Source organism: uncultured Ruminococcus sp. (assembly GCF_947301925.1).
Taxonomy (GTDB): domain Bacteria; phylum Bacillota; class Clostridia; order Oscillospirales; family Ruminococcaceae; genus Ruminococcus.
In genome coordinates this window covers 256,532-268,940 of the sequence record NZ_CAMYUE010000002.1, presented here as the reverse complement: position 1 = coordinate 268,940, position 12,409 = coordinate 256,532, and the positions used below count along the sequence as shown (strand labels likewise).

Below are 12,409 nucleotides of genomic sequence, written 5' to 3'. Positions count from 1 at the left end.
TCTATCAGGTTATGGGTATCAGCGGCAGCTCTATGGGAGCGTCCTCGTCGTTGGGGTCGGTTGCGGGATATTCCAGCTCTCTTTCCGCAGGAGCTTCGTTTGCCTCGGGAGGTATGATCCCGCCGTCATCAGCCGTGGCTGAAGTGGTGGCTGCTGCTGTTGCGGCTGTGGTGCCTGCGTCGGCAGAGGCCTCCGCAGTTGAAGTCGTTGCTGCCGATGCTGTGGTGGTGACTGCTTCGGCTGCTGTGGTGGTGGCAGCTGCTTGGGTATTATCCGCAGTTGTCTGTGCGGCTGTGGTGGTCACGGGGGCAGAGCTGCTTCCCGAACCTGTGGCCTTGTCGTCCTTACAGCCTGCAAGAATAAGAGCTGCGGCAAAAAATATCGGTATTATTCTTTTCATGATGATCTCCTTTAAAGTTCATATAAAAATATTATATCACATTCCTTACGAAAAAACAACAGAAAAATGGCAGCCCTTGAACGGACTGCCATTTGTAAGCTTTATATTCACGTTTTTAGCTTCAGCGGATACATCAGATCGCGCTGATAAGAGCTATTACTATAAAAACTATGCCGAGGACCGCTATCGCAGCAGATATGCCGATAAGAACAGAGGTCAGGGACCTGGAAACGGGAGCGTCGCGCTCAACGAAAGCGTTCTTCGGGCAGTCAGGATCGTAGTATACGGTGACCTGCTTGCCTGTGGGGTATCTCTCGTCCATTGCAGCCTGTGCAGCCGATATGCCGCTCGAGGTATGCACTACCAGCGGAAGCTCACCTGTGAGAGGTATGTTGCTCTTTTCTTTGGCTATTTCCATGCCTGCAATGTCGATGGATTTGCTTACGATGCCTGCGAATCGGGGACCTGCCACCTTGTAGGTCTGGCCGTTCACCTCATATTCTACCAGCGGTACGAAGATATCGTTGCTGATGAAGTTGGATCTCCCCTTAACCGTGCCTGTGACGGTGGCTGTATAGTGTTCGCTCCTGTACCTGGGCTTTTGAATATATAGATAGTTGAAAAGGACTATAAAACCTATTCCGAGAAAGAGCACTAACGCTCCCGCAGTTAAAAATACAGGCCATACTGTCATGGATGATCTCCCCCCCTGTGAATGTAATGGCGGTTTTGCCCGCTATAATTATATTATAATATTTTGCGGAGACAATATATGGACAAATTGTAAATTTTTTCTGTTTAAGACTGCGGTGTTTTCACGGGACGCACCTCGTCTGCGGCAGTTAAGTCCGCCGGCAGGAACTGCTCTCCGCAGCTGTGATGACCGAAAGAGGCTGTAATGAAATAACGGATTATACATTATGTATACTTTTGTTCCTCTGCAAACAGGCTCCGGCAGCATAAAACACTCCATTTATAATGTATCATTTCAATACTTGTCTATTTTGACGAATTTTTCCAAAAAACCATATGCTCCACATTTTGGGTATTGATTTTTCGGCGGATAGATAGTATAATATATTTGTGACTGTATAACTATAAGTAAAATTATATAGTTAAATAGATGGTTGATAGTCATGTCCTTCAGAAGGCTCTGCTTCGCGGGACTGACATAAAATATTATTTAAGAAGGTAATCCGATGTTTGTAAACAAAAGCAATATTATCCCTTTCAAGGAAAAAGTATGGCTTTCATCTCCTACTATGCACGGTGACGAGCAGAAGTGGGTCAATGACGCATTCGAGAAGAACTGGATCACCACGGCGGGTGACAATGTCAATGAAGCCGAAAAGCTTGCTGCCGAGTATGCAGGCGTAAAGTATGCTGTTGCTCTTTCATGCGGAACGGCGTCTCTCCACCTCGCTACAAAGCTTGCGGGCGAAAAGCTCTACGGACAGCCCAGACCCAACTGCGGCACCCTCCAGGGACACAAGGTTTTCTGTGCGGACATGACCTTTGACGCTACGATCAATCCCGTTGCCTATGAGGACGGTGAGGCCGTTTTTATTGATACGGAGAGAGATACATGGAATATGAGCCCCGAGGCTCTGGAAAAGGCTTTTGAGCTCTATCCCGATGTAAAGCTGGTGATACTCGTTCATCTCTACGGTGTTCCCGCAAAGATCGACGAGATCCGCGCTGTATGCGATAAGCACGGCGCACTCATAGTCGAGGACGCCGCCGAATCCTTCGGAGCTACATATAAGGGCAGAGAAACAGGCTGCTTCGGCGATTACAGCGCCATCAGCTTCAACGGAAACAAGATAATCACAGGTTCGTCAGGCGGTATGTTCCTTACCGACAGCAAGGAAGACGCCGATAAGGTGCGCAAATGGTCCACTCAGTCCAGAGAGGCTGCACCCTGGTATCAGCATGAGGAGATCGGCTACAATTACCGTATGTCCAATATCATCGCAGGCATAATCCGCGGACAGATGAACTATCTGGACGAGCATATCGCTCAGAAAAAGGCTATATACGAGCGCTATAAGGAAGGCCTCAAAGGACTTCCCGTATCCATGAACCCCTTTGACGAAAAGAACAGCTCGCCTAATTTCTGGCTCAGCTGCCTTCTCGTAGATAAGGACGCAATGTGCAGACAGGTTCGCAGCGACGATAAGGCTCTCTATATCCCCGAAAAGGGAAAGAGCTGCCCTACCGAGATACTGGAAACCCTGGCTTCCTTCAATGCCGAGGGACGTCCCATATGGAAGCCTATGCATATGCAGCCCGTTTACCGCATGAACAGCTTCGTTACCGCAAACGGAAACGGCAGAGGCCAGTCCAACGCTTACATTGATCTGGGCGAGGCAGCTGATGTGGGTGCTGATATATTTGAAAGGGGCCTGTGTCTCCCCAGCGATAACAAGATGACACCCGAACAGCAGGATATCATAATAGAACTTATCAGGAGTTGTTTTGAATAATGTATGCTAAGTGTTTCAAGAGAGTGTTCGACTTCGTTCTTTCACTGGGAGCGATAATTGTCCTTTCACCCATACTTATTGTCCTGACTGTTGTCGGAGCTGTTGCTATGGGCGGAAATCCCTTCTTCACACAGGAACGCCCCGGAAAACGCGAGAAGATATTCAAGCTTGTCAAGTTCAGGACTATGAACAACAAGAAGGACAAGCACGGTAAGCTGCTTCCCGATGATAAAAGGATCACTGCCTACGGAAGATGGCTCAGGAGCACCAGCCTGGACGAGCTCCCCGAGCTCTTCAATATCCTCAGCGGCGATATGTCCATAGTGGGCCCCAGACCGCTGCTGGTGGAATATCTCCCGTATTATAAAAAGAACGAGAGACGCCGCCATCTGGTAAGACCCGGACTGACCGGATGGGCTCAGGTCAACGGCAGAAATGCCATAGGCAGCTGGGAAGAAAGATTCAGATACGATATCGAATATGTTGATAATATTTCGCTTGCAATGGATATCAAGGTGATCATGATGACTGTTCTCAAGGTCGTTAAGAGATCGGATATCCTCGTGGGAAGCGAGATCAAGGCAGGAAGATTGGATGTGGCAAGACGTGACAGTAGAAATCCGTAAGTTTGAGAGGGAGGATATCCCTAAAAAGGTTGAATGGATCAACTGCTCGGAGAATAACCGTTTCCTTCACTATGATATCCCTATCAGCGTTGAGGGCACGGAGAAATGGTTCGACAGTCATATCGGCGATGAGTCACGCTATGACGCAACTATACTTGCTGACGGCGTACCTGTGGGCACCATAGGGCTGCTAAGCATTGACAGAAAGAACAGCAAGGCAGAATACTACATCGCCATGGGCGAGGTAGCGTATAAGGGAAAGGGAATTGCCAAGAAGGCAAGTCTGCTTCTTTTGAAATACGGTTTTGAAGTGCTTGGCCTCAACCGTATATACCTCTATACCGAAGCCGATAATACGGCTGCACAGGGCCTTTTCGAGAAGATAGGCTTTGTGAAGGAGGGGCTTGTAAGACAGGATATCCTATCTCACGGCAAGCTTGCTGACCGTTATGTTTACGGCTGTCTGAGAGAGGAATGGCACTATGAATAAAACGATCATTCAGGATCTGGGTGAGTACAGCGGCAATCATCTCTGGATCAAGCGCGAGGATCTTATCCCTTTTTCTTTCGGAGGCAATAAGGCGAGAAAAGCGGAGCTTTTCTTCAGGGAGATCGATTCTTCCGACTATAACTGCGTTGTGACCTACGGATCCAGCAGCTCGAATCATTGCCGTGTTATTTCAAATGAATGCTGTAGGCGCGGTCTTAAATGCTGCATCATCAGTCCCGAGGAGGCAAGCGAGCCTACCTTCAACAGCTATATGATGGAACTGTTCGGAGCAGAGATGAAAACCGTTCCTGTCAGTGAGGTACATGATACGATCGAGGATACGCTGAGAAGGCTCCGTGAGGACGGATATCGCCCGTTTTTCATCGAGGGCGGCGGTCACGGCAATACGGGTACTGAAGCATATGTTCAGTGCTACCGTGAGATCGTGGAGCAGGAGCAGGAACTGGGCGTTCATTTTGATCATATTTTTTTTGCGTCGGGAACAGGTACGACTCACGCAGGCCTTGTGGCAGGTCAGCTGCTGAACGGCGATGAGCGTGAAATAATCGGTATCAGCATCGCCCGCAAGAACCCGAGAGGACGTGACGTTGTCATCGACAGCCTTAGATCCTATCTGGGTGATCGTGTATCGGAAGATGAGATACAGAAAAAAACTGTATTTATAGATGAATATGTTACAGGCTACGGAAAAGGCAGTCCTGAAGTAACGGCTCTGATAACTGATATCCTGAAGCGCTACGGTATATCCCTCGACCCCACATATACGGGTCTGGCATTCCGCGGCATGACGGAGTATATGAAAAATATCAGCGGAAAGAACGTTTTGTTTATCCATACAGGCGGAACACCGTTATTTTTTGATTTGCTGAGGAGGAAAGAATGAATTTTTTGATTTTAGCAGCAGGAACAAGAAACAAGGTCGTTCAGTATTTCAGAAGGGCCTTTGACGGTATCGGAACTATCGTTGCGACAGATGCCAGCAAGCTTGGCCCTGCGATCTATGAAGCGGATAAATATTATATAGTACCGTCGATCACAGATCCGGATTATATGGATATCATTCTGGATATCTGCCGCAAGGAGAATATCAGCGGCGTCCTGAGCCTGATCGATCCCGAGCTGAGCCTGCTGGCACAGAATTCCGAAAGGTTCCGTGAGGCCGGCGTCACAGTGATAGGTAGTTCCTATGAGCTGTGCGAGATGTCGCTTGATAAAATGCAGATGTATGAATGGCTCAAGGCTCACGGGTATAAATGTGCCCGTTCATGGGAAGACAAGGAGAAATTCTTTGAAGCAGTCGACGCAGGTCAGGTCTCTTTCCCTGTTTTTGTAAAGCCTGCAAGAGGATCTGCCTCTATAAGTATATCAAAGGTCTATGATAAGGAAACGGTAGAGCTTCTGATGAACCATGAGGAGGGCCTGATGATACAGGAGTTCCTTGACGGTCAGGAGATCGGCGCAGACGTATACATAGACATGATCTCAGGAGAGGTCGTTTCAATATTCACTAAGAAGAAGATAAAAATGCGTGCAGGCGAGACCGATAAGGCTGTAAGCTTCAAGGACGACAAGCTGTTCGCTCTGATCGAGAGATTTGCCAAGGAAGCAGGCTACAGCGGTCAGATAGACATAGATATCTTCGATATCGGAGGCGAGTATTACATCAGCGAGGTCAATCCGCGCTTCGGCGGAGGTTATCCTCATGCCTACGAGAGCGGCTGTGACCATATGAGCCTGATCCTGAATAATCTGAAGGGCATTGCCAATGAAAAGAATATCGGCGGCTATGATGATGATATCTATATGATGAAGTATAACGAGATCAAAATTGTTAAGATGTGAGGGTTAATAGGATGGCTACTGAACAGTATTTTAAACCATATGAGATCGACGATGAGACGCTGAAGAAAATGCAGCGTAAAATGCTTGAGATGCTGCTGTACTTCAAGGAGTTCTGCCAGAAGTACAAGCTCAGGTTCTGGCTTATCGGCGGCGGTGCCATTGGTGCTGTAAGAGAGCACGGATTCGTTCCGTGGGACGATGATGTTGATGTACAGATGCCCCGTGAGGATTATGAGAAGTTCCATAAGCTCTGGAAGAAGTACGGCGCAAAGGATCGCTATGTATTATGCCGCTCCGACCGCAAGGTGAATTATCATCACTGTGCTTCTTCACTGAGAGATCCCAATACCACTTTCATTTGTACTTATAATCAGAATTATGAGCTTTGTCATGGTATTTCTCTTGAATTCGGCGCTATGGACGCTGCACCCGACAGCAAGATACTACAGTACAATCAGATCTTCTGGGGATATGTTTACGCTCTGTTTAATAATCAGCGCCTTCCCAATAACCGCGGAAAGGCTGCGAGAGTGCTCACAAAGATCATATATACTCTTATCCCTTCAAAGAGGATAAAGGACGATATCTGGATATTTGCCCAGAAGCAGAAGGCAAAGTATTCATGGGACAAGTGCAAGTACGTCAAGGAACTATGGGGAAAGACCTCCTTCATAAATTTCCCCAAGGAATGGTTCGATTCCGTTGTATGGATGGACTTTGAAGGCTATAAAATGCCGCTGCCCAAAGGCTATGACGAGTACCTTACAATGATATTCGGAAACTATATGAAGCGCCCTCCGCTTCCAGAGCGTGTTGCAAAGCACGATATCGTCTATATCGATATGGATAATCCCTATACTAAATACAGAGGAATCTATTATTTCCCCGAAAAGGGAGCTAATGGAAGGAAAAAGTAATATGAATGTAGCTGTGATTTTTGCCGGCGGCACCGGCCAGAGAATGAATTCCAAAACCAAGCCCAAGCAGTTCCTTGAGCTTCACGGCAAGCCCATACTTGTCTATACTATAGAGCATTTCCAGAAGCATAAGGATATCGACGGCATCGTTCTTGTTATCCTTGAGAGCTGGATAGACTACTGCCGTGAGCTGGTTGACCGCTTCCGCCTTACAAAGGTCAAGGCAGTTATAGCAGGCGGAGATACGGGACAGGCCTCAATATACAACGGCCTCACAAAGGCAGCCGAGCTTTTTGGCGACGACAGCATAGTTCTCATACATGACGGCGTAAGGCCTCTTGTTGACGAGGCTACTATCACTGCCGATATCGAGTGTGCTGAAAAGAACGGAAATGCCATCACCGTGACATCTGCCATCGAGACTGTTTCTCTTACAGATGAAGACGGAAAGATATCGGATATCTTTGAGAGATCAAGATGCTGTATGGCAAGAGCTCCTCAGTGTTTCGTGCTGAAGGATATAATCGAGGCTCATGAAAAGTCAAAAAAGGACGGAAACATACAGTTTATAGATTCTGCAAGCATGATGCGCCACTATGGTCACGAGCTATATACCGTGCCCGGCGCTATAGAGAATATCAAGATAACTACGCCTTCGGATTATTATATATTCCGTGCGATAGTTGACGCGAGAGAGGACTCTCAGATATTCGGACTCTGATACTGACGAAGGGATGATCATTCAATGTCTGCTGTGAACAAACTGTCAGTTCAGCTGAAGAAGATGAAGGCTGATGACTGGAAGGGCATAATAAAGCTCGGACTGACCTTTATCCCGGGAAAGCTGTGGAAACTGGCTTCTCCAAGGATGTGGGTCGTATCGGAATACGAAGCTCTCGCAAGAGACAACGGATACTGGTTCTTCAAGTATATGCGTGAAAAGCATAAGGAGCAGAAGGTCTACTATCCTATTGAATTCGATTCGGCTGATTATAAGCTTGTAAAGCAGTTCGGCAACGTCATACCCTTTGGCGGCTGGAAGCATTTCCTGCTGTTCTGGGCTGCGGACGTTTATATCGGCACTACCAAGTGCTATGGTTTTCCTTACAGAAGGATATGCGAGGATCTTGTCCAGTGGAAGCTGACAGGATTCAAGTATGTTTTCCTCAATCATGGATTTACAAGAGGTTATTCCTCCATTGTTGACGCCAAGGAGACTAATTATCAGCTTCTGTTCACCTGCTCGGAGAAGGACGCTGACATCATAGTCAAGGATAACGGTCAGTCGCCCCGTATCATGCGTTGTCCGGGATATCCGAGGCATGATACTCTCAACGATGATATACTGAATAAAAAACAGATCCTTATAATGCCTACATGGAGAAAGTGGATAGACTACAGACTGCTCACCACTGATGAGCAGAAGAAGGAGAACATGAAAAAGTTCTTCGATTCGAGGTATTACAAGTGCCTTAATGGCCTTGTGAACAGCGAAAGGTTCATAAGCTTCCTTGACAGGAACGACCTCAGCGTTGTATTCTATTTCCATGAGTACGCCCAGAAGTATTCAAAATACATAAAGCCTGCTTCTCCGCGTATCAAGGTGGGAACCACCTCCGGCTATTCAATTCAGGATCTGCTGAGAGCTTCAGCTCTGCTGATAACAGATTATTCAAGCGTGGTGTACGATTTTGCCTATATGTACAAGCCCGTTATGTATTATCAGTTCGATGTGGAAGATTTCGAGAAGTATCAGTATGCCCCCGGAGAGAGCTTTTCTTATGATGAGGACGGCTTCGGTGAGGTCTTCTTCGACGAGGATAAGCTTATAAATGCCGTTGAAAAGTCGTATAAAGACGGCTTTGTAATGGATAATAAGTATAAAAAAAGAGTAGACGAGTTTTTCAAGCACCATGATAACGGCAACTGTGACCGTGTCTACAAAGAGATCAAAAAAATCGCAAGGAAGTAATTATGCAGAGTGAATATGCTGTTGTGATCGTTACATATCAGCCGGACCTTGAGCGAGTCATCGGAAACGTCAGAGAGCTTCAGAGACAGGGCTTTTTTGTGGTCATTGTTGATAATAATTCGGATAGTATAGCTGAGATAAGAGAGCGTTCTGGCTGTGACAGGCTCATAGAGTTCAGCGAGAATAAAGGTATTGCTGCTGCTCTGAATGCAGGAATGAGAGCTGCTGTGGAAAACGGCTCACAGTGGACTCTTTCTCTGGATCAGGATACTATGGTAGCCGAAAACCTGCTGGAGGAGTACAAGAAGTACCTGAAGCTCCCGGAGGCAGGCGCGCTCTGCCCTGCTGTCGAGAAGAGAGGCGAGGGCATTGTCGGAGACCTGAGCAAAAAGGTGGAGACAGTGAAGAAGTGTCCCACGGCAGGCTTCTTTATAAGTACGGAGGCCTGGAACAAGGTCGGAGAGTACGATGAGTGGATGTTCATAGACTATGTGGACTATGATATCGAGACCCGCCTGAGGAAAGCCGGTTACAAGATATACAGGATAAATACTACCCGTATTATTCAGGAGCTGGGCAAGCTGGGCGTGAATTCCTTTTTCAACGGCCTCGGAAAGCTCCTGCATATCAAGAAGCTTCGCAATTTTGCAACAACATATAACCATTCTCCCTTCAGGAATTATTACTTTGTGAGAAACGGCCTGTACTACATAAACAAGCACAGGGATTTCCTCAATGTGAGAGGAGAATACAACTTCCTTATCAAGTGGGAGACAAAGAAGCTCCTGCTTGAGAAGCACAGGATAGCTAATCTCAGGGCTCTTATCAGAGGCGTAAGAGATTATAAACGTAAAAAAAAGGGCAGGTAATGCGATGTTATATGCGGCAGCCGCAACTCTTATAGTTCTTGGGTTCGTTTTCCCGAAAAATAAAATTGTAAATATTGTTATTCTTCTTTATATGTGGGTATTGTTCGCGTTCAATACATGGAATGCGGATTATATGAATTACTATTGGATATATGAAAGAATCGGTACAGGAGATCTTTGGGGAACAACGGTTAGCGAAGAAGGATTTGTTTATTTATGCTATTTATGCCGGCGTATTATAGGCTGGAATTATGGTGAATTTCTGGTCTTTATTGCTACCGTGTGTACAGTTCTTTTAAAAATCGTTGTGGATCTGTTTTCTAAACGTCCAAATCTGGTTTTAGCTTTGTCGATTCTATATCCGTATTGGATAATGGTATGTCAATATCGATCATATATAGCTACATTATTTGTAATGATAGGAATTTATTTCCTCTTTTTTGATCCCAAGAAAGAAAAAATATATTTTTTTAAAAGAAAAAACAAACTTCAGAAGATATTACATAGTGACGCTTTCAGAAGTGCGATGTTTTTTTTCTTTATTTTTATTGGCATTCTCTTTCATCGAACTGCGTTTTTCTTTGTGATTTTTTTTGTTGCAAAGTATTTTGATACCCAAAAAATAATGATAATTACTGCAGTTCTTTTTGTTTTGCTTTTCTCATTGCATATACCTTTTGTAGCAAGTCTTCTTTCACATTTTATTTCGCGTAGCAAGATCAATTCATGGCTCTTGTCTGATGGAACAAGAACTATTATAGGTTTGTTTTTCCTTGTGGTTGTAAGGATAGGAACAGTTATAGTTGAATACTTTATGTTGGATAGCTATCGAAAAAGCGGAACTGTGTCCAAAGAATATCTGAATTTTGTTGAGATGGTATTCAAAACTACATTACTGAGCCTCAGTTTCTTATCCTTAGAGCTTTATGTAAAGGATTATGAGAGACTGGCCCGTGTAACCTTGATTTTATCATATTGTATTTTTGCGGATTTCCTTAAACAGAAAAAGGTAAAACCAGAAAGAGTACCTGCAACGTATTTTTCGTACTATGGATTTTATATAGTTCATACATTGTATTATTTTTATGTTCGCGGCGGCTATCTTGATATAGCATTTTATCCATTATTCGAGAATAATAAGCTTATCAAGTAAATCAAAGTGCTGTATATAGAAAAGATGGTTTTGAAAATGATTAATATGACTATTCTCAAATCTGCATAACGTTGTCGTTGACAGGCTTGAGAAGAAAAATCAGTGACGTAATCGCTTAAATAACATATAAAGGTCGGTAGGATAGTGGTTAAATTAGATAGTATAGCAGAAAAGGTGGTACCCCAAAAATTTCTGGACAAGTACCGTTCGTTCCCTGTAACGCTGAGAGCAGCGTTCTGGTTCACGGTATGTAATTTTGTGCTGAAGGGCATAAGCTTCATATGTATGCCTATCTATGCAAGATTCCTGTCCGAAGAAGAATACGGCACCATGAGCCTGATAACCTCGTATGAGCTGATATTCACTATATTTGCAACATTCGAGCTCTATCTCGGCGCCTTCCAAAGAGGTCTGCTGAAATATAAGGATGATGTAAAGAACTTTGAACAGACCATAGTCTTTATATCTAATGTACTTACAGTTATATGCTTCTTTATATTCATGCTGTTAAGGGGGCCACTTTCAGGATTTACAGGAGTAACGCTGGCGCTTTATTCGCTGTTCTCACTGTACTTCATATTCTATACCCCGTATCACTGCTGGCTCAACAGAAAGAGATTCGAGTATGACTACAAGGCAGCTGTAACTGTGACCATACTTATGGCGCTGGTGTCAAACCTAGCTCCTATCATAACAATAAAGCTTTTTGGCGCTACAGCATATATAAAGGTCATCAGCACTCTTGCCATACAGATAGTTTTCTGCCTTCCGTTCTGGATTAAGCACGTTAACTTCTCGCACATATTCAAGAACACCCAGAGGTTCTTCAACTATGTGAAGTATGCCATAAGATTTCAGGGACCGCTTGTTTTTCATTCTCTTTCCTACTATGTACTCAATCAGTCGGACAGAGTAATGATTGACAAGTTCTCAAGCAAGGCTGACGTTGCATTTTATTCTGTGGCTTACAGCTTTGCAAGCGTTATCATAATATTCCAGAATTCCCTGAACCAGGTACTGAAGCCCTGGCGCTTCCAGAAGCTGGACAAGAAGGGATACAAGGACGTAAGGGACATATCCAACGTGCTTGTCATACTTGTGGGCGGTGTCATAGTTATGTTCATGCTGCTGCTCCCCGAGGTATTTCTCATATTCCCCGAAAGCTATCATCAGGCACTGAAGGTTGCGCCCCCTGTTACTATCGGTGTTTACTTCCTGTTTCTGTACACACTTTTTGTTGACGTTGAGTCATATTACGGAAAAACCGAGTACATCGCCTATGTTTCAACATTCTGTGCACTGCTCAATATCGGTCTCAACTATGTAGGAATAAAGATGTTCGGCTATGTAGCCTGTGCGTATACCACGCTGATATGCTATGCACTGATGTCGTTCCTGCACTATGTGTTCATGCTTATAACCTGCAAGAAGGCTCATGTTGAAGAGAGTCCCGTGGATTCAAAGACCATATGGGGCTTCAGCCTGATAATGCTGGCTATATTCGGTGTAGCAAACGCATTCTACGACAGTATCCTTGTCAGATATATTATTGTAGCCTGCATAGTTGCTGCGGTAATAGTATTCAGAAAGAAACTGATGTCATCATGGAAGATGATAAGATCAAAATAAGGAG

The 12,409-nt window shown here is 45.0% G+C and carries 13 protein-coding genes; 11 read left to right on the top strand and 2 right to left on the bottom strand.

From position 1 onward, the window contains the following. Nucleotides 1–4 precede the first annotated feature (4 nt). Entirely contained in the window at nucleotides 5–400 is a 396-nt protein-coding gene (locus Q0Y65_RS04620; RefSeq protein WP_297957716.1) for a hypothetical protein, read from the bottom strand. A 133-nt stretch (nucleotides 401–533) separates the two neighbouring features. Further along, entirely contained in the window at nucleotides 534–1,094 is a 561-nt protein-coding gene (locus Q0Y65_RS04615) for a DUF3592 domain-containing protein (protein WP_297957713.1), read from the bottom strand. A 505-nt stretch (nucleotides 1,095–1,599) separates the two neighbouring features. Here Q0Y65_RS04615 and Q0Y65_RS04610 point away from each other — a divergent pair. The 11 genes from Q0Y65_RS04610 (at nucleotide 1,600) to Q0Y65_RS04560 (ending at nucleotide 12,405) form a co-directional block, all read left to right on the top strand. Then, nucleotides 1,600–2,886: a DegT/DnrJ/EryC1/StrS aminotransferase family protein gene (locus Q0Y65_RS04610; protein WP_297957711.1), complete on the top strand. Its 1,287-nt coding sequence runs from the start codon at nucleotides 1,600–1,602 to the stop codon at nucleotides 2,884–2,886. Beyond that, a complete protein-coding gene (locus tag Q0Y65_RS04605) occupies nucleotides 2,886–3,512 on the top strand; it encodes a sugar transferase (protein WP_297957708.1) in 627 nt (208 codons plus the stop codon). The genes Q0Y65_RS04610 and Q0Y65_RS04605 overlap by 1 nt, the downstream gene beginning before the upstream one ends. Continuing rightward, nucleotides 3,493–4,002, top strand: coding sequence for a GNAT family N-acetyltransferase (locus Q0Y65_RS04600; RefSeq protein ID WP_297957705.1), 510 nt, complete (start codon nucleotides 3,493–3,495; stop codon nucleotides 4,000–4,002). The genes Q0Y65_RS04605 and Q0Y65_RS04600 overlap by 20 nt, the downstream gene beginning before the upstream one ends. Further along, nucleotides 3,995–4,906, top strand: a complete 912-nt coding sequence (locus Q0Y65_RS04595; protein ID WP_297957702.1) for a 1-aminocyclopropane-1-carboxylate deaminase/D-cysteine desulfhydrase — start codon at nucleotides 3,995–3,997, stop codon at nucleotides 4,904–4,906. The genes Q0Y65_RS04600 and Q0Y65_RS04595 overlap by 8 nt, the downstream gene beginning before the upstream one ends. Then, nucleotides 4,903–5,865: an ATP-grasp domain-containing protein gene (locus Q0Y65_RS04590; RefSeq protein ID WP_297957699.1), complete on the top strand. Its 963-nt coding sequence runs from the start codon at nucleotides 4,903–4,905 to the stop codon at nucleotides 5,863–5,865. The genes Q0Y65_RS04595 and Q0Y65_RS04590 overlap by 4 nt, the downstream gene beginning before the upstream one ends. An 11-nt stretch (nucleotides 5,866–5,876) precedes the next feature. Beyond that, nucleotides 5,877–6,782, top strand: a complete 906-nt coding sequence (locus tag Q0Y65_RS04585) for a phosphorylcholine transferase LicD (RefSeq protein ID WP_297957695.1) — start codon at nucleotides 5,877–5,879, stop codon at nucleotides 6,780–6,782. A 1-nt stretch (nucleotide 6,783) separates the two neighbouring features. Further along, nucleotides 6,784–7,503 carry a 2-C-methyl-D-erythritol 4-phosphate cytidylyltransferase gene (locus tag Q0Y65_RS04580; RefSeq protein WP_297957692.1) on the top strand — a complete coding sequence of 240 codons (720 nt, stop codon included), beginning with the start codon at nucleotides 6,784–6,786 and terminating at the stop codon, nucleotides 7,501–7,503. 24 nt (nucleotides 7,504–7,527) lie between these two features. Beyond that, complete coding sequence (locus Q0Y65_RS04575) at nucleotides 7,528–8,754, top strand: CDP-glycerol glycerophosphotransferase family protein (RefSeq protein ID WP_297957689.1); 1,227 nt, start codon at nucleotides 7,528–7,530, stop codon at nucleotides 8,752–8,754. Nucleotides 8,755–8,756: 2 nt separating this feature from the next. Next, entirely contained in the window at nucleotides 8,757–9,623 is an 867-nt protein-coding gene (locus tag Q0Y65_RS04570; RefSeq protein WP_297957687.1) for a glycosyltransferase, read from the top strand. 4 nt (nucleotides 9,624–9,627) lie between these two features. Beyond that, nucleotides 9,628–10,776, top strand: a complete 1,149-nt coding sequence (locus tag Q0Y65_RS04565; RefSeq protein ID WP_297957684.1) for an EpsG family protein — start codon at nucleotides 9,628–9,630, stop codon at nucleotides 10,774–10,776. A gap of 144 nt (nucleotides 10,777–10,920) precedes the next feature. Further along, on the top strand, nucleotides 10,921–12,405 hold the full coding sequence (locus Q0Y65_RS04560; protein ID WP_297957682.1) for an oligosaccharide flippase family protein: 1,485 nt from the start codon (nucleotides 10,921–10,923) through the stop codon (nucleotides 12,403–12,405). Nucleotides 12,406–12,409 lie beyond the last annotated feature (4 nt).

Excerpts from the sequence above, each read along its gene's own strand:
- Q0Y65_RS04580 (WP_297957692.1), top strand. The coding sequence starts at position 6,784 with ATGAATGTAGCTGTGATTTTTGCCGGCGGCACCGGCCAGAGAATGAAT.
- Q0Y65_RS04595 (WP_297957702.1), top strand. The coding sequence starts at position 3,995 with ATGAATAAAACGATCATTCAGGATCTGGGTGAGTACAGCGGCAATCAT.
- Q0Y65_RS04565 (WP_297957684.1), top strand. The coding sequence starts at position 9,628 with ATGTTATATGCGGCAGCCGCAACTCTTATAGTTCTTGGGTTCGTTTTC.
- Q0Y65_RS04615 (WP_297957713.1), bottom strand. The coding sequence starts at position 1,094 with ATGACAGTATGGCCTGTATTTTTAACTGCGGGAGCGTTAGTGCTCTTT.
- Q0Y65_RS04620 (WP_297957716.1), bottom strand. The coding sequence starts at position 400 with ATGAAAAGAATAATACCGATATTTTTTGCCGCAGCTCTTATTCTTGCA.
- Q0Y65_RS04610 (WP_297957711.1), top strand. The coding sequence starts at position 1,600 with ATGTTTGTAAACAAAAGCAATATTATCCCTTTCAAGGAAAAAGTATGG.
- Q0Y65_RS04585 (WP_297957695.1), top strand. The coding sequence starts at position 5,877 with ATGGCTACTGAACAGTATTTTAAACCATATGAGATCGACGATGAGACG.
- Q0Y65_RS04605 (WP_297957708.1), top strand. The coding sequence starts at position 2,886 with ATGTATGCTAAGTGTTTCAAGAGAGTGTTCGACTTCGTTCTTTCACTG.
- Q0Y65_RS04570 (WP_297957687.1), top strand. The coding sequence starts at position 8,757 with ATGCAGAGTGAATATGCTGTTGTGATCGTTACATATCAGCCGGACCTT.
- Q0Y65_RS04575 (WP_297957689.1), top strand. The coding sequence starts at position 7,528 with ATGTCTGCTGTGAACAAACTGTCAGTTCAGCTGAAGAAGATGAAGGCT.
- Q0Y65_RS04590 (WP_297957699.1), top strand. The coding sequence starts at position 4,903 with ATGAATTTTTTGATTTTAGCAGCAGGAACAAGAAACAAGGTCGTTCAG.